The 16,207-nt window shown below is 41.2% G+C and carries 16 protein-coding genes and 1 pseudogene; 12 read left to right on the top strand and 5 right to left on the bottom strand.

All coding sequences use genetic code 11. From position 1 onward, the window contains the following. The first annotated feature begins 81 nt into the window (after nt 1-81). Nucleotides 82-1,428: an MBL fold metallo-hydrolase gene (locus BM043_RS10605; protein WP_092791790.1), complete on the top strand. Its 1,347-nt coding sequence runs from the start codon at nt 82-84 to the stop codon at nt 1,426-1,428. Between the two features lie 188 nt (nt 1,429-1,616). Then, nucleotides 1,617-1,859 (top strand): hypothetical protein, encoded by a 243-nt coding sequence (locus BM043_RS10600; RefSeq protein ID WP_092791478.1) that lies wholly within the window; start codon nt 1,617-1,619, stop codon nt 1,857-1,859. A 37-nt stretch (nt 1,860-1,896) separates the two neighbouring features. Here BM043_RS10600 and BM043_RS10595 read toward each other — a convergent pair whose 3' ends face one another. The 3 genes and pseudogenes from BM043_RS10595 to BM043_RS10585 form a co-directional block, all read right to left on the bottom strand. Then, complete coding sequence (locus BM043_RS10595; protein WP_092791476.1) at nt 1,897-2,346, bottom strand: PIN domain-containing protein; 450 nt, start codon at nt 2,344-2,346, stop codon at nt 1,897-1,899. Next, nucleotides 2,339-2,563, bottom strand: coding sequence for a UPF0175 family protein (locus BM043_RS10590; RefSeq protein WP_092791474.1), 225 nt, complete (start codon nt 2,561-2,563; stop codon nt 2,339-2,341). The genes BM043_RS10595 and BM043_RS10590 overlap by 8 nt, the downstream gene beginning before the upstream one ends. Nucleotides 2,564-2,670: 107 nt before the next feature. Beyond that, nucleotides 2,671-4,703, bottom strand: a pseudogene (locus BM043_RS10585) (S9 family peptidase). A 1,359-nt stretch (nt 4,704-6,062) separates the two neighbouring features. Between BM043_RS10585 and BM043_RS10580 the strand changes: the two are divergent. From BM043_RS10580 to BM043_RS10545, 8 genes are all read left to right on the top strand, one after another. Then, nucleotides 6,063-6,254: a hypothetical protein gene (locus tag BM043_RS10580; RefSeq protein ID WP_092791472.1), complete on the top strand. Its 192-nt coding sequence runs from the start codon at nt 6,063-6,065 to the stop codon at nt 6,252-6,254. Nucleotides 6,255-6,299: 45 nt separating this feature from the next. Further along, the gene (locus BM043_RS19370; protein WP_143189517.1) at nt 6,300-6,494 is read left to right on the top strand and encodes a hypothetical protein; all 195 of its coding nucleotides are present in this window, start codon (nt 6,300-6,302) and stop codon (nt 6,492-6,494) included. Between the two features lie 9 nt (nt 6,495-6,503). Then, on the top strand, nt 6,504-7,475 hold the full coding sequence (locus tag BM043_RS10575; protein ID WP_143189516.1) for a hypothetical protein: 972 nt from the start codon (nt 6,504-6,506) through the stop codon (nt 7,473-7,475). Between the two features lie 108 nt (nt 7,476-7,583). Next, nucleotides 7,584-7,775 carry a hypothetical protein gene (locus BM043_RS10570; protein WP_092791468.1) on the top strand — a complete coding sequence of 64 codons (192 nt, stop codon included), beginning with the start codon at nt 7,584-7,586 and terminating at the stop codon, nt 7,773-7,775. Nucleotides 7,776-8,398: 623 nt separating this feature from the next. Further along, nucleotides 8,399-9,385: a D-alanine--D-alanine ligase gene (locus tag BM043_RS10560; RefSeq protein ID WP_092791464.1), complete on the top strand. Its 987-nt coding sequence runs from the start codon at nt 8,399-8,401 to the stop codon at nt 9,383-9,385. A gap of 169 nt (nt 9,386-9,554) precedes the next feature. Then, nucleotides 9,555-10,718, top strand: coding sequence for an AIR synthase related protein (locus tag BM043_RS10555; protein ID WP_092791463.1), 1,164 nt, complete (start codon nt 9,555-9,557; stop codon nt 10,716-10,718). 3 nt (nt 10,719-10,721) lie between these two features. Then, nucleotides 10,722-12,071, top strand: coding sequence for a neutral/alkaline non-lysosomal ceramidase N-terminal domain-containing protein (locus BM043_RS10550; RefSeq protein ID WP_092791461.1), 1,350 nt, complete (start codon nt 10,722-10,724; stop codon nt 12,069-12,071). 17 nt (nt 12,072-12,088) lie between these two features. Continuing rightward, nucleotides 12,089-12,481: a DUF983 domain-containing protein gene (locus BM043_RS10545; RefSeq protein WP_092791460.1), complete on the top strand. Its 393-nt coding sequence runs from the start codon at nt 12,089-12,091 to the stop codon at nt 12,479-12,481. On the opposite strand, the gene BM043_RS10540 is transcribed toward BM043_RS10545, so the two are convergent. Continuing rightward, complete coding sequence (locus tag BM043_RS10540) at nt 12,478-13,080, bottom strand: class I SAM-dependent methyltransferase (RefSeq protein ID WP_092791458.1); 603 nt, start codon at nt 13,078-13,080, stop codon at nt 12,478-12,480. The genes BM043_RS10545 and BM043_RS10540 overlap by 4 nt on opposite strands. Before the next feature lie 37 nt (nt 13,081-13,117). Between BM043_RS10540 and BM043_RS10535 the strand changes: the two genes are divergently transcribed. Then, entirely contained in the window at nt 13,118-14,476 is a 1,359-nt protein-coding gene (locus BM043_RS10535) for an acyl-CoA dehydrogenase family protein (RefSeq protein ID WP_092791456.1), read from the top strand. Between the two features lie 143 nt (nt 14,477-14,619). On the opposite strand, the gene BM043_RS10530 is transcribed toward BM043_RS10535, so the two are convergent. Further along, nucleotides 14,620-15,447: a UbiA prenyltransferase family protein gene (locus tag BM043_RS10530; RefSeq protein WP_218144145.1), complete on the bottom strand. Its 828-nt coding sequence runs from the start codon at nt 15,445-15,447 to the stop codon at nt 14,620-14,622. A 92-nt stretch (nt 15,448-15,539) separates the two neighbouring features. Between BM043_RS10530 and BM043_RS10525 the strand changes: the two genes are divergently transcribed. Then, a complete protein-coding gene (locus BM043_RS10525) occupies nt 15,540-16,175 on the top strand; it encodes a GDSL-type esterase/lipase family protein (RefSeq protein WP_092791789.1) in 636 nt (211 codons plus the stop codon). Nucleotides 16,176-16,207: the final 32 nt, after the last annotated feature.

The raw sequence follows: 16,207 nt of genomic DNA, 5'->3' as shown, positions 1-16,207 counted from the left end.
TCCAAAAGTGATAAGTATCACTGAAACTGACTTTTACCAATATGTACCTTTGTTCTATCAAAAATGAAAATCCATAGAAAAATGAATATTCAACAATTTTATGACGAGGGTTTAGCCCATGCAAGCTATGCCATTCTTAGCGAAGGAAAAGTTGCTTTGGTAGATCCAGGAAGAAATCCACAGCCTTATTATGATTTTGCCGAAGCTAATGCCGCCAAAATCGTTGCGGTAATCGAAACGCACCCCCATGCAGACTTTGTAAGTTCGCATTTAGAATTTCACCAAAACGAAGGAGCGACTGTTTACATCTCCAAGCTAGTCGGAGCTGACTACCCGCATACCGGTTTTGATGAAGGACAGTCATTCCAAATGGGAAAAGTAAGCTTTCATGCCCTTCACACACCCGGACATTCTCCCGATTCGATCAGTATTTTGCTGAAAGATGAAAATGGAAAAGATCACGCACTTTTCTCCGGCGACACCTTGTTTATCGGTGATGTAGGTCGACCTGATTTACGAGAAAAAGCAGGAAATATGACTGCGCAGCGTGAGGAGCTGGCCAAAATGATGTACTTCACTGTGCAGGATAAATTGAAGCCTTTGGCGGATGATGTCATTGTCTATCCTGCTCATGGTGCGGGTTCACTCTGTGGCAAAAACCTCAGCGACGCCCGTCAATCCACTATCGGTGAGCAAAGGGCCAGCAATTGGGCTTTCGGAGATTTGGACGAAAAAACCTTTGTCAAAGGGCTCTTGGAAGGCCAACCCTATATCCCAAAATACTTTGGGTACGATGTGGATTTGAACAAAAAAGGCGCCCCAGCCTATCAGCGTTCGATCTCCCAGGTAAGTATTTGGCCGGAAGGCTCCAAACTACCTGAAGGTGCCTTGGTCATCGATAGCCGAGAGCAAGACAAATTCAGAAAAGGTCATCTCCCCGGTGCTATTAATATCATGAACGGCGGAAAATTCGAGACTTGGTTGGGCTCTATCGTTGGTCCGGAAGAGAAGTTTTTCTTAGTAGCGGACTCTGCTGCCGAACTTGAAATCTTGATATTCAAGGCTGCTAAAATCGGATATGAGCAATTGATCAAAGGTGCCGTGGTCAATCCGGCAGGAATGACCGAAACAGAAAACCGATTTGAGGTAGACAAATTCAAATCCAATCCAGACGCCTATACCATTGTGGATATCCGAAGCAAAGACGAGCATAAAAACTCGCCAATATTCGAACAGAGCTTGAATATTCCGTTACATGAACTTCGTGAACGAACAGGAGAGATCCCGACACAAAAACCAGTAGTGGTGCACTGTGCGGGTGGCTATCGCTCTGCGGCAGGTTCAAGCATTGTCGCTGGAGCTTTGCAGAATGTAGAAATACTGGATTTCAGCGAAGCAATAAAGGATTTCCAAGAAGAAGTGCATTAAGAAAATAGAAAAGTTGACCAATCACCACAAGCCCCTGAATTTTCGGGGGCTTTTTTTTTGATTTCTAGCCCAGAAGAACCTAAAAGTGCGTTCCACTTCGATCAATAATTTGGATTTCTTTATTCAAAGGCTGATCGAAAACCGAACCATTTTGGCTAATTTGTAGTCAATGTAGAAACGCTTCCCCCATGAGCCAAGAGGAATTTAAGAATATGCCCCTTCATCAAAAGATCAAAACCCTCTATGTAGAGGGCACTTTTGTCGTGGCTATTCGCTACTATCGGCACAAGGTAAATCTGTATCTTTTGGAAAATGAATACGTGGAAGTTTTTTACAATCACAAAGAGGATAAAATCGACAAAATCGACTTTTTACCTCGAGACCACAGTCGGATGAAATTCTACCTGGATCAGATAAAATTAGTGAATTGAGAAATGGAAAAAATGACGAGGATTGGCAATCCGCTAATCAAGGGTAATCTTTTCCCATTTCATAAATCACTGAAGGAGAGATTCTGATTCCTGCCTTGATCAATTTTTTAACAAAAGGTTTCAGTTCGGGAATAACTCCCATTCTCTTAGCTTTTACCAAAACACCTAATGTACCAGTAAATTTTAAATTAAGCTTGGCTGCTACTTTTCTTCCTTTCAAATCATCCAAAACACTTAAAAAATCTGGATTTTCCTTACCAAAACAAATTACGGAAGATTCTCCCGGATCAAGAATGTCCCTCAAATCTGAATATAACTTTTTATCTTGTGGACTGACAATAACAAATTCCTCTGGAAGAACCTTATTGTATTCTTTTAGGACAACTTCAGTGATGTAAACTTGGCCATATAACGTTTGTAATAAATTTAAGGCACCTATTTTATTCAGTAAAATCAAACAACTTGTATCTGGAATTACATTAGGCATTATTCAAATCATTCAAAAAATCTTCAGCAGACTCGCCAAAAACAGATATTTGATATTTGCCCAATAATTCAATAAACTCTTCTTTAGTGATATGAAGCACATCAGCACACTGACCTGCTGAAAAAATCTCATCTTGATACATCTTAGTCAAAAGATATTCGACTAAGTTCAATCCCTTTAACTCAGGCTTTTCCGGAAACTCCAAAGTTACTTTCATATCTTACAATTTTATTAAATATACGGATTCTCAACTTTAAGTTTCAAAAGTTTAAAATCAGCTTGAAATAAAAAAACCGCAGGACTTTCATCCTGCAGCTAATCAATCTACAGCTTTCTTTTTAAGAAATCCGTCATCTGCGTGTACAAATGCCAGGTGGTATTTCCACCGTAAATCCCATGGTTTCGATTGGGATAATAAAAGGTCTCAAACTGTTTGTCCGCAGCGATCAGGGCATTGACCAGATCTACGGTGTTTTGAAAGTGTACATTATCATCTCCCGTCCCGTGAATCAACAGGTAATTTCCTTTGAGCTTGTTGACATGGGTAATCGGACTATTGTCGTCATATCCGGCAGCATTGAGCTGGGGAGTTTGCAAATAACGCTCGGTATAAATCGTGTCGTAATACCGCCAGGTCGTCACCGGAGCTACTGCAATGGCGGTTTGAAGACATCGCTCCCGATCATTAAAGCAAGGGAAGACATGTATCCACCATAAGACCAGCCCCAAATTCCGATCCGCTCGGGATCTACAAAGGATTGCTTGGCAAAATACTTGGCGCCCTCGATCTGATCGACAGTTTCGATTTTGCCCAAATTAGCATAAGTCGAATGCTTGAAATCCCGGCCTCGTGCTCCAGTACCCCGATTGTCCACGCAGGCAACGATGATCCCTTCAGCCACCAAGGCCTGATGCCAAAAGTCACGCGTACCGCCCCAAGAATTCAACACATTTTGAGAACCCGGACCTCCATAGACATACATTAACACAGGATATTTTTTGTTGGGGTCAAAGTCAGCTGGCTTGATGAGGTAGCCATTGAGTTCGGTCCCATCCACCGTCGGAAACGTAAAAAACTCTTTCTGCCCTAAAGCAAAGCCCTTCATCCGCTCTTTCAATTCGGTATTTTCTTCCAAAACTTTAAGCGTCTTGCCAGTATCGTCATTTAGCGTAACCACTTGAGGATTTTCCGTGGTAGAATAATAATCGATGAAGAAGCTGAAATCCGGACTCATATTGATCCGATGCGTTCCGGCTAGAGGAGTAAGTTCTTTTTTGTTTTTTCCATTTAGATCAATCGCATAGAAATTCCTTTCCAAAGGAGAATTCTCGGTGGATACAAAATACACTTTCTTGGCTTTCTCATCCACACCCACCAACTCGGAAACTTCCCAATCCCCCGAAGTGATCTGACGGATCAAACTCCCATTCATCGCATGATGATAGATATGCTTAAATCCGTCTTGTTCGGAAGTACGGATAAAGCTCTTCCCATCACTGAGGTACTGCAAATTGTCATTGTAATTCATATCCACATAGGTCTCAGATTTTTCTGAAAGAATCAGCTTGCTCTCTCCCGTGCTGGCATTGGCATGAAAGAGGTCCAGTTGGTTTTGAAGGCGATTCAATCGGATAAAAGCCAGCTGATTGGCATCCTGGGTCCAATAGATTCTGGGAAGATAAATATCTGACTCCAATCCGGTATCTATTTTTTGTATTTCCTCAGTGGCAACATCAAACACGTGAATGCTTACTTGGGAATTTTTCTCTCCGGCCTTGGGGTATTTAAATCGGTTATCCTGGGGATAAAGTGATCCCCAAAGCTGCATATTAAACTCCGGTACTTCTGATTCATCAAATCGGATAAAAGCGATCTTTTTACCATCAGGAGACCATTTAAATGCTTGAGCCATGGAAAATTCCTCTTCATACACCCAGTCTGCCGAGCCATTAATGATTTTATTCCACTCCCCGTCTCTGGTAATTTGAGTCAAGACATTGCTCGCCAAATCCACCAAGTACAAGTTGTTTTCTTTGACAAAAGCCACTTTATCATTATCCGGAGAAAGGGTAGCATAGGAAATCTTCTCCCCCTCCATTAACTGTTGCTTTTCTCCTCTTGCCATATCGACCACGTAAAAGATACCTTTGCTGGATCGTCGATAGATCGACTCCACGTCAGTGGCAATCAGTGCTTTGGATTCATCGGCATTGAAAGAATAAGATGTAAAATTCACCCCAAGTTTTCGTCCATCTAAGAGCACCGCTTCTTCTTCACCCGTGGCTAAGTTGATTTTCACCACAGTAGGCGAACCCCCACGATTGACCAGAGAACTGTAATATTGTCCATCTTGCATCCAATTGATCCCATAGACTGACTTTTGGCTGAAGGTGTTTTTCTTAAAAACATCCTCTAGGGTAATCTTTTTCAACTCCTGAGCTTGCATCGTCTGCATACTCAAAGCCAGGATGAGTATCATCAAACCAGCTATTTTCCCACTTTTTATCATCAGTTACTCAATTTTTGGATTTTCAAATTTAAAGGGCGAATATAAGAAAATAAGGCACTGAGGACATTACCTTCCAAAAGCTTCTCTTCTCCGGATTGATTTTTTTGGTAAACTTTAAGAATTCAAGGCCTTTCCTTTTTCCAAACCCTCGAGGGATTTTGGAACCCTCGGAGAGTGAAGATCAGTATCCTAGGGAATTAGAAGAAAGGGGTTAATCCCCAATGTCTGGAGTATGGCTAATTACCAGCATGAATCAATCCTGACGGGATAGGCTTATCTGATTTTTTTGGGGAGTGCTAGAAACAGTTCCCAATCCTGTTCTCCTGTTGCTTTACCGAGCTTTTCCACAATAGGGCAATGATGTAAATCAACGGAAATAGCCCGAGTCTAAACAGGCCCCAATGTTGAAAAACAGTATAATGAAAGCTGGATGAACCGCTGTACCGGGTCAACCAATTCGAAAACTTTCCTTAAGATGTCACTGAAAATCCCCGTGATATCCATCTTATTCACTTCAAAAAGGCGATAGGCAGCCGCCAACCTTTAATAGTGCAACGTCCCATAAAGGAAAGCACTCCATTAATCCGAATTGCTGCTCTTTACCAAGTATAAAATCGCCTAATGCAGGATTGGAATTCTAAGTAAATTCTTTCCAATACTCACTTCCGACTCCTCCGGAAGATTTTCTTTAAGGTCTGAACCAGACTGATCACCATACTTTAAAACCAGTCTCTGGTGGTCGTAGATGATCTACTCCACTACCTCTTCCTGCTGGAATTCGATGTCCATGGCATCGGCAACAGGAAAATTGACAAACCATTCCTAATTTTTTGCTCTATTGATCAGCTAGACTTTAGTTGGATAACACATATCTTGAATTAAACATGAGAGGATGAAATTGCAAATTCCACTCAGCGCTAACCTTAATACTAGGACTACTAAAGAGACGCTACGTTCATAGGGGGCAATATGCCTTTCCGTATCACAAATGATCCATTTAAAAAAAATAGGTATCTTCTTAATTATCCGGCAAATAATTTTTTTTACAAAATAATTATCAAGAAAAATTAGATTCACATTTGGTCAAGAACAATAAATAATTTATTATTAAAACAATTAATCAATAGATATACCGGTATCCCTTAAATTAATTTTAAAAATGAAAGGTTCAGTTTTTTTACAGTCAAATCTTAATAAAATGCAATTATGAAAATCAAATTATTTTTATCCCTTTCATTAATTCTTCTTGGTTTTGGATCTATTGGAGTTAGAGCTGAAAAAGAAGTAGTGATTAAATGCCCGGATGGCGATAAGTATAAATGTTACGAAAAAGAAGGACTTGCCGTTTTTAAAGGTGAAGGAGTGACTGAAATCATAATCCCAGTAATTACTCCATAACCTTTTAACTACTGACTCTAAAAAATAGAAAAATATCGAAAAATTATGAAAAAAATATTGTGTATTATATTTATGGTCATTGCATTTGCTCCATATACATTCTCCGAAGAAGATACAAAAATCATTACAAGTTGTCCAGACGGTGACGAAAAAACTTGTATGACTCTTAAGACTAATGGTGTAGTTTATGGAGTGGTCTATATAGGTGACGGCCCAAATTCTGTAATTATCGCTGATTAACTTAAATTAATGAGAATATTTAATTTTGTGGCAGTAATTAGGTTATTGCTATTTACTGCCACAATATCATGTACAACTCTTGATGAAAATCCAGAAAGGATATTTTCAAAAATAACATTCATTGATAGTATAGAGCTCGAACTTCCACTTAGGAGGATTATGTATCACGAGGAAAATTTTTTTTCATATGATTATTATTCAAAAAGTCTTTTAAAGCAAGATAAAAACTTTGAAATAATCGATAGTTTAGGAAAATGGGGGAATGGTCCAAAAGAAAATCTCCTCGTAAGGAATTATCAACCAATTCAAAATAATAAAATAATGATATTTGATACCGAAAAACATTCTTTTAAGGTTCAGGATTTTTCAGATTCGGTATATTTGTATCATAAATTTACTAGCCCTGTGGAAAGAGGTGTCGCATTAAATGACTCATTATTAATTACAATAGCTTCCCGCCCAGATTTTAAACTAGGTTTTTCATATTACGATTTAGGTAAATCAGAATCACAATCAATCGATGAATTAAATATTCTATTTGATGAAGTTAATTCAGGATTGATTTATGAAGGAAAGTTACAAATAGAGGGTGATTTTGTTGTTCATACTTCATATTTTGCAAATCATTGGTTTGTATTTAATTATAACACTAATGATTTAAAGATTGGTTCTTACAGGTATGAATTTGAAAACCCCAAAGTTTTGGATTTTGGCGGTGGTATTATGTTAGATAATGCTCCAGAATTAATTAGTGATACTTTCCTACATGATTCAAAATTGTTTGTTATTTCCAATGTCGGTGAAAGAGACTTTCCTGAACAGCGTGTATTGGATATTTACGATCTTAAAACCGCCAGTTATATTAATTCCTATATTCTTCCAAAATTTCAAGATTCAGCTCCAAGTGAAGGATTCTATATACAGAATGATCGGATAGGATTACGCTATGAAGACTTTTTATACATTTTCCAACTCGAATAAACGATCTTATTAATTGATTAAGCCAAAGATTAAAGAACATATTTAAAATAAATTTCATCTTTACCGGATAACTTCAGTTATTTATTACGAATTTTAAATTAATTATTTATGAAAGCAAAGATAATTTTATCACTAATTTTAGTTTTGTTGGGATTTAGCTCAGTTAAAGTTAAAGCGATTGGAGATAAAGAAATAATCATTCAATGTCCTGATGGAGATAAGTATAAGTGCTATGAAATCCAAGGAGCAACTATTTACAAAGGTAGTGGAGAAACTAAAATCATTCAGGCTATAGGATAATTCATCCACCTAAATTAGTTATGAGCTTGGGAGGAAAAATATCTGTATGGAATTTCACCTGATTACTCATATAGCCTTTAACAATAAAACAAAGGAAGGCTTGCTGGTATTTAAATAATATGAATTGATTAGATTATTAGCATTACATGCTCAAATAATAAACTAAATTTCCATTTCATTGTAATTCTTAGATAAGGTGAGAATAGAATAACTAATTGTATCACAGGTCGATAAAAAAGGAAGACTTTTCATCTCAATTATCAAAAGAAAGAAATAGTAGGTGACTCGAATTTCTCCTGGTGTAATAGGTTTATTACTTGCATCTATCATAATCCAACTCATCATGGATTTAAAATAGATTTTCGTAATTGGCAATACAGTTCTCGGACAACAATCACCTCAAAAAAGCCAACAAAAATTGAAAGAGATGCAGTTTTAGCATGGTTTGGTGGATTATCAGGATTTCAAAAAGATCATGAATTGATGTCGGGAATAAATGAAGAACTGTTGTTTGGAAAATAAACATCAAACTCTTTCAGGAATTTTCGGACCTGCTGAAAGTGGATAAGACTTGCAGCATCCAAGGTTTTTCTTCTATTTTGCTTGAGAAATTTTTCCCCATCATGAAGAAAAAAATTGCCTTGGTTACCGGTGGATTTACCGGAGAATCTGTCATCTCCCTAAAAAGTGCTGCTGTCGTCGAAAAAACCATCGACCGAGACCGATACGATGTCTATAAGATCTTGATTTATCCGGGAGAATGGTACTTTGAAAGTGCCTCGGGCGAAAAAATACCAGTGGACTTAAATGATTTTTCTATCAGCATCGGAGATGAAAAGATCAATTTTGACGGCGTATTCAATATTCTTCACGGTTCCCCGGGAGAAGACGGAAAAATTGCCGGGTATTTCGATATGCTCGGGATTCCCTACACCACCTGTGATCAGTTGACCTCGGCCATAACCATGAACAAAGGCTACACTAAAGCCATCGTGGATGACATTCCAGAACTTCACATTGCCAAATCTCTCCAGCTTTTTGGAAACACCCCCTCAAATCTAGACCGAGTACAAAAAGAATTGAGTTTACCACTTTTCATCAAACCCAATAATGGTGGCAGCTCCATAGGAATGAGCAAGGCCAAAACGTGGAAAGAGTTACCCGAAGCCTTGGATAAGGCATTTGCCGAAGACAAACAGGTCCTTGTCGAAGAATTTGTATCCGGCAGGGAGTTTTCAATTGGGGTATTTCGGGGGAAAGGGGAAATTAAGGTCCTGCCTGCCACCGAAATTGTGAGCAGCAAGGAATACTTTGATTTTGAGGCCAAATACACCGCCGGGGTCACCGAAGAAATCACCCCGGGCCGAATGAACGAGGAGGAAGTTGCACGAGTTGCCCGAATTGTGGAAAAGGTCTATGAAAAACTGAACTGTAAAGGAGCCGTTCGGGTGGATTATTTTCTGGAAAAAGAAACTGGCAAATTTTTCTTCATCGAAATCAATACTGTCCCCGGACAAACCGAAACCAGTTTGATTTCCCAGCAAGTACGGGCCATGGGCATGGAAGTGAAAGACTTCTACACGCAGCTGATTGAGGAGATGTTTGAATGAGTGGGAAGACGGGAGACCGGAGAAGGAAGTTTTATTTCGCAAGATGAAGCTGAACTTATTTCACTAAGCGAATTGCAAAGAACGAAGTGAGTTATATTTCCCCCGGATTTCCTTCCTCAATGAAAGGGATTAATTAACTTTGTCCATTGGTAACCAATCCCAAAATCCCATGAACGAGCGCTACATGCAGCGCGGTGTCTCCGCCTCCAAAGAAGATGTCCATCAGGCCATCGCCAACCTTGATAAAGGACTTTTTCCCAAAGCTTTTTGCAAAATCGTCGAAGATACCCTAGGTAATGACCCGGACTTTTGCAATATCATGCATGCCGACGGAGCCGGGACCAAATCTTCTCTAGCTTACGTCTACTGGAAAGAAACCGGAGATCTCAGTGTATGGAAAGGAATCGCCCAAGACGCCATCATCATGAATATCGATGATCTGCTCTGCGTAGGTGCAATCAATAATATTTTGGTATCCTCCACCATCGGAAGGAATAAAAATCTAATCCCCGGCGAGGTGATTTCGGCGATTATTCAAGGTACCGAAGAAGTACTCCAAATGCTTCGGGACAATGGAGTCAATGCGATTTTGACTGGAGGAGAAACCGCCGATGTGGGAGACTTGGTTCGGACCGTCATCGTAGACAGCACGGTCACCTGCCGAATGCCCAGAGCAGAAGTCATCTCCAATGATAAAATTCAAGCGGGTGATGTGATCGTAGGATTGGCCTCCTTTGGCAAAGCCAACTACGAAACCGAATACAATGGCGGAATGGGTTCCAATGGCCTGACCTCCGCCCGACATGACGTTTTTAATAAGCTGTTGAAAAGTAAATACCCCGAGTCTTTTGATCCAGCTGTGCCAGAGGATTTGATCTATACCGGGAAATATCACTTAACCGACCCTGCCCCGGGATCTCCGGTGGATATGGGAAAATTAGTGCTTTCTCCAACCCGAACTTACGCCCCTATCATGGTCGATGTGCTAAATTACCTCAGACCCCATATCCACGGATTGGTGCATTGCTCCGGCGGAGCTCAGACCAAAGTCCTCCATTTTGTGGAAAATGTTCATGTGATAAAGGACAACCTTTTTGAAACGCCTCCCCTTTTCCGCATCATCCAAGAGGAAAGCGGAACGGACTGGAAGGAAATGTACAAAGTCTTCAATATGGGCCACCGAATGGAGGTTTATCTCGACGAGCGCTATGCCGAGGAAATCATCGACATCGCAGAATCTCATGGAGTAGAAGCTCAGATAATCGGACGGGTAGAGCCCTCAGATAGCAAGAAAGTAACCATTCAGAGTCCATACGGAACTTTTGAATATTAATCCATGAATTGGAAATCCACCTTTTTGACTTTTGGAAAGATCCTGCTCGGGATCTTTCTGTTTTTGGTCTTGGTGGTCATTTTTACCCTAACCAAAGTAGACCGAAGCCCAATAGATGAACAGGATTTTTATCGGGAGACATTCGAAAGACTAGAAAATCTATCGTTTGAAAGCGGAAAAGGCGAGGCGTGGCTGGCCGGTTGGGGAAAGGCAAACATGACCCCAGATGAACCTGCGGATTTGGTAGGCTATGCTCCCCGTGGCAAGTACGAATTTGTCGAGGACAGCAGCTTTGTCAAAAGTATCCTACTGGGAAATGGTCAGCAGACCATCGCTTGGTTGAATTTCGAGCTTTTGATCGTTCATCCGGTTTTGGCGCAAACCATCACCGAACGGGTTCAGGAAAAATTTCCGGAGATCAACCAATTGCATTTCACGGCAACCCATACCCATTCAGGAATGGGAGGATATATGCCTGGGCCCTTAGGCGAATTTGCTTTCGGAGGTTTTGATCAAAAAATCGTCGATTTGATCTCTGAAAAAAGTATTGCAGCGCTTCAAGACGCTCAATCCTCTATCGACACGGTTTCCCTCAGTTTTAGAAAGTCAGATGCGGGCTTGCTTGTTGCCAATCGCTTCGTTAAGGACGGGCCGGTTGACCCTTTTGTCCGGCAACTCATTTTTACCAAAAAATCCGGAAAAAAAGCCACCCTGCTCACTTTTTCAGCACATGCTACCTGCTTGAGTTCCAAATTTATGGGACTTTCAGGAGATTATCCGTACTACCTGATGCAGGAGATGGAGAGAAAGGACTATGATTTTAGCATGTTTGCCTCAGGAACTGTCGGCTCCCATAGGCCCATCCCACAGGGTAATACTCCCGAGCATATTAGAGCTTATTCCCAATCCCTTGACTCTTTAGCTCGTCTCAAGATGACCCAATTTGCTACGGTCAAAAATCCGAGAATAAAAACGGGAACTTTGGAAATAGACTTACGCGAACCACATTTGAGAATTTCGGATAATATACGCATTCGACCTTGGCTTTTTGACAAGCTACTCGGGGAAACCAATCCACATTTCGACATCACCCTGCTTGGCAATACGTTGATTATTTCTTCCAGTGGAGAGATCTCCGGTGTGTTTTATGAAAAATGGGAGGAATTAGCCGAAGAAAAAGGACTCAATCTTTTGATTACCACGTTCAATGGAGGCTATATCGGATATATCACCCCTGACGAGCTCTATGATGAGCATTATCATGAAGTGAGGGAAATGAACTGGTACGGCCCTGGAAATGGTTACTATTTTGACCAGATGATCCAAGAAATCATCAAACGAATCAGTCCCTAACCCACCAAAAATCCAATATGAGTAATTCTGCGAAAGGATTCATATTAAAAAGTATTTTCGGATTTAAATATCCCCGATGTCAATCCGGTCCACTTTTCAAAGAAGGCTCTTTGCTCAAACCTGCCAGCTTGCTTCAAATGTACAAGCACTGTCCAAAATGTAATCAATCCTACGAGCCAGAACCCGGATTTTATTTTGGGGCGATGTTTGTCAGTTATGCGATTAATACCGCACTATTTATTGCTGCTTGGGTCGCCCTGACTGTTATTTATCCCGATTATTCGCTAGGGCTATTATTGGGGATTTTAGTGCTGGTCGTGATCTTGGGTTTACCTTTGACCTATCGATTGAGTCGTTCGATTTGGCTTGCCATTTTTGTTCGTTTTGATCCCAATGCTGGGAAAACCTAATCCTTTCTAGTATAAACTTGGGCTTTGATCCAGCCTTTTTTCCAGGATTTTTCCTCCAAAAGCTGAAAACCACATTCGTTCATCAGCTCCTCCATCTGAGGCAAATCTCCTCTGGAATGACTGGTGAGTAATTGGAAAAATGTGATCATTAGCCTTTGAATCAGCTTGTGCTTTACGGATTGGCTTTGATAAAAATCAGAAACAAGTACCTGTCCGTCGGTACTTATTTTCATTTTTAATGAATTCAAAAACTGAATGATTTGCCCATCTGTCATCGTATCCAACACAAAAGGAAGGATGGCCAATTGAAACTTTTGACTATCCTCGGTCGAAAAATCCCCCAATCGAAACTTCAAGTCACTTTTTGACAAATTCACCCTTGCTCGGCTTAGCATACTCGACGACAGCTCCCAATATTCCCCGTTCAACTCTTTTTGATAGGGGACAAAATCCATCCCCTTGCCTCCTCCGATGATAATTACCGATTTGTTTGGTATCTTGGAGAGATAACAAGTTGTCGCCTGATGGATTAAATCTCCAAAAACCAATCGGGAAATCGTTGTATAAACTGGTGCCAAAAGGCGATAGCGATCTTTCACTTTATCAAGCGTTCAATAATTAACCCCTAGATACGACATGAAAAATCTTTTTAAAAACATCGCAGGAATTAGACAGCTTTTAAAATCGGTGGATCTGGATCAAATCTCCAAACTTTCGGAGAAAGTCGATCTTTCTAAAATGGTCGGTTTGGTTTCCCAAATGAGTGAAGAAGACCTATCCAAAATGATGGGCATGCTCAAAGGAGGTGGAAAACCCAAAGAAATCCCAGCGATCAACGGGGATTTTTATGAACTGGGAAAAAGCCTTCCCAAACACGAGCGGGAAATCCAATTGCGTGTCCGAGAATTTATGGAGCGAGAGATCAAACCCATCGCAAATCACTACTGGAACCGAGCCGAATTCCCCATGCAAATCATCCCTAAAATGGCGGAACTTGACATTGCCGGCTTGACTTATCAAGGCTACGGCTGTCCCGGACATTCCTTTTTACTTGAGGGATTTATTGCCATGGAAATGGCACGGATTGACACGTCGATCTCCACATTTTTTGGCGTGCAAAGCGGTCTTGCCATGGGTTCCATTTATCTCTGTGGATCAGAAGAGCAGAAACTAGAATGGCTTCCCAAAATGCAGAAACTAGAAAAAATCGGTGCTTTTGGCTTGACCGAACCTGAGGTGGGCTCCGGAGTAGCCGGTGGATTGACTACTACCTGCAAGCGGGAGGGTGATACCTGGATATTGAACGGGCAAAAGAAGTGGATTGGAAACGCTACTTTCTCGGATATCACCATTATTTGGGCTCGGGATCTGGATGATCAGCAAGTCAAAGGCTTCATCGTACGGAAAGAGAATCCCGGTTTCAAAGCCGATAAAATGGAGGATAAAATGGCCCTTCGAACCGTTCAAAATGCAATAATAACGCTAAGCAATTGTGAAATCCCTGAAGCAGACCGACTGCAGGAAGCCAACTCATTCCGAGACACTGCCAAAGTTCTGAGAATGACTCGGGCCGGAGTTGCCTGGCAGGCGGTAGGTTGCGCACGGGGGGCCTATGAGCTGGCCTTGGCCTACACCAATGAGCGGAAACAATTCGGAAGACAAATTGCCTCATTTCAACTCGTACAAGACCTGCTCGTGACTATGTTGGGAGATTTAACTGCCATGCAGACCATGGTTTTCCGGCTATCGCAGATGCAGGATGAAGGCGAGCTGAAAGACGAACATGCTTCTTTGGCCAAAGTTTTTTGTACACTCAGAATGCGCTCTATCGTGGATCAGGCAAGAGAATTATTCGGTGGAAACGGAATATTGCTCGAGCATGATATCGCTCGGTTTGTGGCCGATGCCGAAGCCGTCTATAGCTATGAAGGCACCAAAGAAATCAACTCCCTGATCGTGGGAAGAGCGATTACAGGACACAGTGCTTTTGTGTAATTTGGAAAAAAGGTCATTGTGAGTGTCATCACTCACAACTATGCTTATCCTATGTCTGCTTTTATCACCGCTAAGGATCAAGGCCTTTCCAAACGGAAATTCAGCATTCATAAACCTAGTTTTATGAGAATGCATATTCCCCACTAAAACAAAAGCAACACCCATGGAAACACAAAAGCCCATTCCATCCGGATTCGCTTTTGCACCGGATCAAGGTCTTTTTTCATAAAAACCATCACATGAACCAAAGTCATAAGCAAAAGTATCAATCCAAAAATCTTAAAGTAGGAGGATAAGAACACGAATAAAGCGAGTTGAAAAACCAGCAAGGAAAAACCCAGATTTCTCACCCATTGGTGAAGTTTCTGAGGAGAGATATTTTTTGTTGCCGAAAAAAAACCGGCTTTCTGATCCTCTTCCGCATCGAGTTGGGAGAGCATCAGCAAATTAAGCAAGGCCAGCATCAGGTACAATCCCAGAAACAAAACCAACTCCATCGATCGATCCAAAGCATGAGCTCTCAAGATAGGAATCAAAGAGATCCCAATGACATAAAACAGGGCGATTGAAAATTCTTTCATCCAGCCTCTTCCAAACTTCAAGACAACAAGCCTAATCCCGACAATCAGAATCCCCAGTCCCAGTGTCAGCTGCAATTCCAGCCCCCAACCAAGCCACCAAAACCCTCCGATCAGACCCAGAATTCCAAAAAATACAATGAAGACCGGAATTACTTGGTTGGTATTTTGATGAAATATTCGACGAGGGGACTGAAGCTCCACTTTTCGAGCATCCAAGTAATGGTCCAGATTATAAATACACCATACCGCCAAACCTAAAAGTACGAAAGGTGGCCAAGGTAGATCGACATGGAGTAATTTGGAAAAAAACAACATTCCCGCCATTGCTCCTAGCACCACGTCCAGTGCTAGCCAAGAGATCCAGCAAATTGATTTTTCGAAGAAATGCATTTCGTAAAAATAGATTCCCAAAAGCGGGAAACAAGGGCTTTTTCTCAAACAAAATTTCCTATTTTCCCAAAATCAATCAACCCATCATTCCAATGAAAAGACAGCTGCTTTCTTTCGCCTTAGTTTTATATAGCTTTTCCGTTTTTGCTCAAAACCCGATCAAAATCGCCTGCGTGGGTAATTCAATCACCCAGGGCCCCGGTCGGGAGCATCCCGATAGCTATCCGCTTCAACTGCAGGAAATTCTGGGTGATGCTTACGAAGTCAAAAATTTTGGAGTCAGTGGTCGAACCCTGTTGAAAAAAGGAGATTTTCCCTTTTGGAATGAGCCGCAGTTTGGAGAAGTAAAGGAATTTGCCCCGGATATTTTGGTCATTATGCTGGGTACTAATGACTCCAAGCCACAAAACTGGGCTTATAAAGCTGATTTTCGTACAGATTACTTGGATATGATTGCTGAGTTTCGGGAATCTATGCCTGCCGATGGCAAAGTGTATGTCGTCATGCCAGTCCCGGTGACTAAGGATAATTTTGGAATTACCGCTGAGGTAATGAACAATGAGCAGCGGATGATGATCATTGATATCGCCCAATCAAGCGGCTCCGAATTAATCGATCTCTATACTCCTCTGATGGATAAGGCTGAGCTCCTTCCGGATGGAGTCCATCCCAATACCGAGGGACTGGGAATTATGGCAGCTACGGTGGCAAGGGTGATTAGATTGTAATGATCATAAATTCAGTATCAGAAAGTTAATTT

The sequence above is a fragment of the Algoriphagus hitonicola genome, from assembly GCF_900113375.1.
In the GTDB taxonomy this organism is placed as follows: domain Bacteria; phylum Bacteroidota; class Bacteroidia; order Cytophagales; family Cyclobacteriaceae; genus Algoriphagus; species Algoriphagus hitonicola.
This window is presented reverse-complemented; position numbering and strand designations above follow the sequence as displayed.

What these genes read in the sequence shown, in the direction of transcription:
- BM043_RS10605 (WP_092791790.1), top strand. Translation starts at nt 82, where the DNA reads ATGAATATTCAACAATTTTATGACGAGGGTTTAGCCCATGCAAGCTAT.
- BM043_RS10600 (WP_092791478.1), top strand. Translation starts at nt 1,617, where the DNA reads ATGAGCCAAGAGGAATTTAAGAATATGCCCCTTCATCAAAAGATCAAA.
- BM043_RS10595 (WP_092791476.1), bottom strand. Translation starts at nt 2,346, where the DNA reads ATGCCTAATGTAATTCCAGATACAAGTTGTTTGATTTTACTGAATAAA.
- BM043_RS10590 (WP_092791474.1), bottom strand. Translation starts at nt 2,563, where the DNA reads ATGAAAGTAACTTTGGAGTTTCCGGAAAAGCCTGAGTTAAAGGGATTG.
- BM043_RS10580 (WP_092791472.1), top strand. Translation starts at nt 6,063, where the DNA reads ATGAAAATCAAATTATTTTTATCCCTTTCATTAATTCTTCTTGGTTTT.
- BM043_RS19370 (WP_143189517.1), top strand. Translation starts at nt 6,300, where the DNA reads ATGAAAAAAATATTGTGTATTATATTTATGGTCATTGCATTTGCTCCA.
- BM043_RS10575 (WP_143189516.1), top strand. Translation starts at nt 6,504, where the DNA reads ATGAGAATATTTAATTTTGTGGCAGTAATTAGGTTATTGCTATTTACT.
- BM043_RS10570 (WP_092791468.1), top strand. Translation starts at nt 7,584, where the DNA reads ATGAAAGCAAAGATAATTTTATCACTAATTTTAGTTTTGTTGGGATTT.
- BM043_RS10560 (WP_092791464.1), top strand. Translation starts at nt 8,399, where the DNA reads ATGAAGAAAAAAATTGCCTTGGTTACCGGTGGATTTACCGGAGAATCT.
- BM043_RS10555 (WP_092791463.1), top strand. Translation starts at nt 9,555, where the DNA reads ATGAACGAGCGCTACATGCAGCGCGGTGTCTCCGCCTCCAAAGAAGAT.
- BM043_RS10550 (WP_092791461.1), top strand. Translation starts at nt 10,722, where the DNA reads ATGAATTGGAAATCCACCTTTTTGACTTTTGGAAAGATCCTGCTCGGG.
- BM043_RS10545 (WP_092791460.1), top strand. Translation starts at nt 12,089, where the DNA reads ATGAGTAATTCTGCGAAAGGATTCATATTAAAAAGTATTTTCGGATTT.
- BM043_RS10535 (WP_092791456.1), top strand. Translation starts at nt 13,118, where the DNA reads ATGAAAAATCTTTTTAAAAACATCGCAGGAATTAGACAGCTTTTAAAA.
- BM043_RS10530 (WP_218144145.1), bottom strand. Translation starts at nt 15,447, where the DNA reads ATGCATTTCTTCGAAAAATCAATTTGCTGGATCTCTTGGCTAGCACTG.
- BM043_RS10525 (WP_092791789.1), top strand. Translation starts at nt 15,540, where the DNA reads ATGAAAAGACAGCTGCTTTCTTTCGCCTTAGTTTTATATAGCTTTTCC.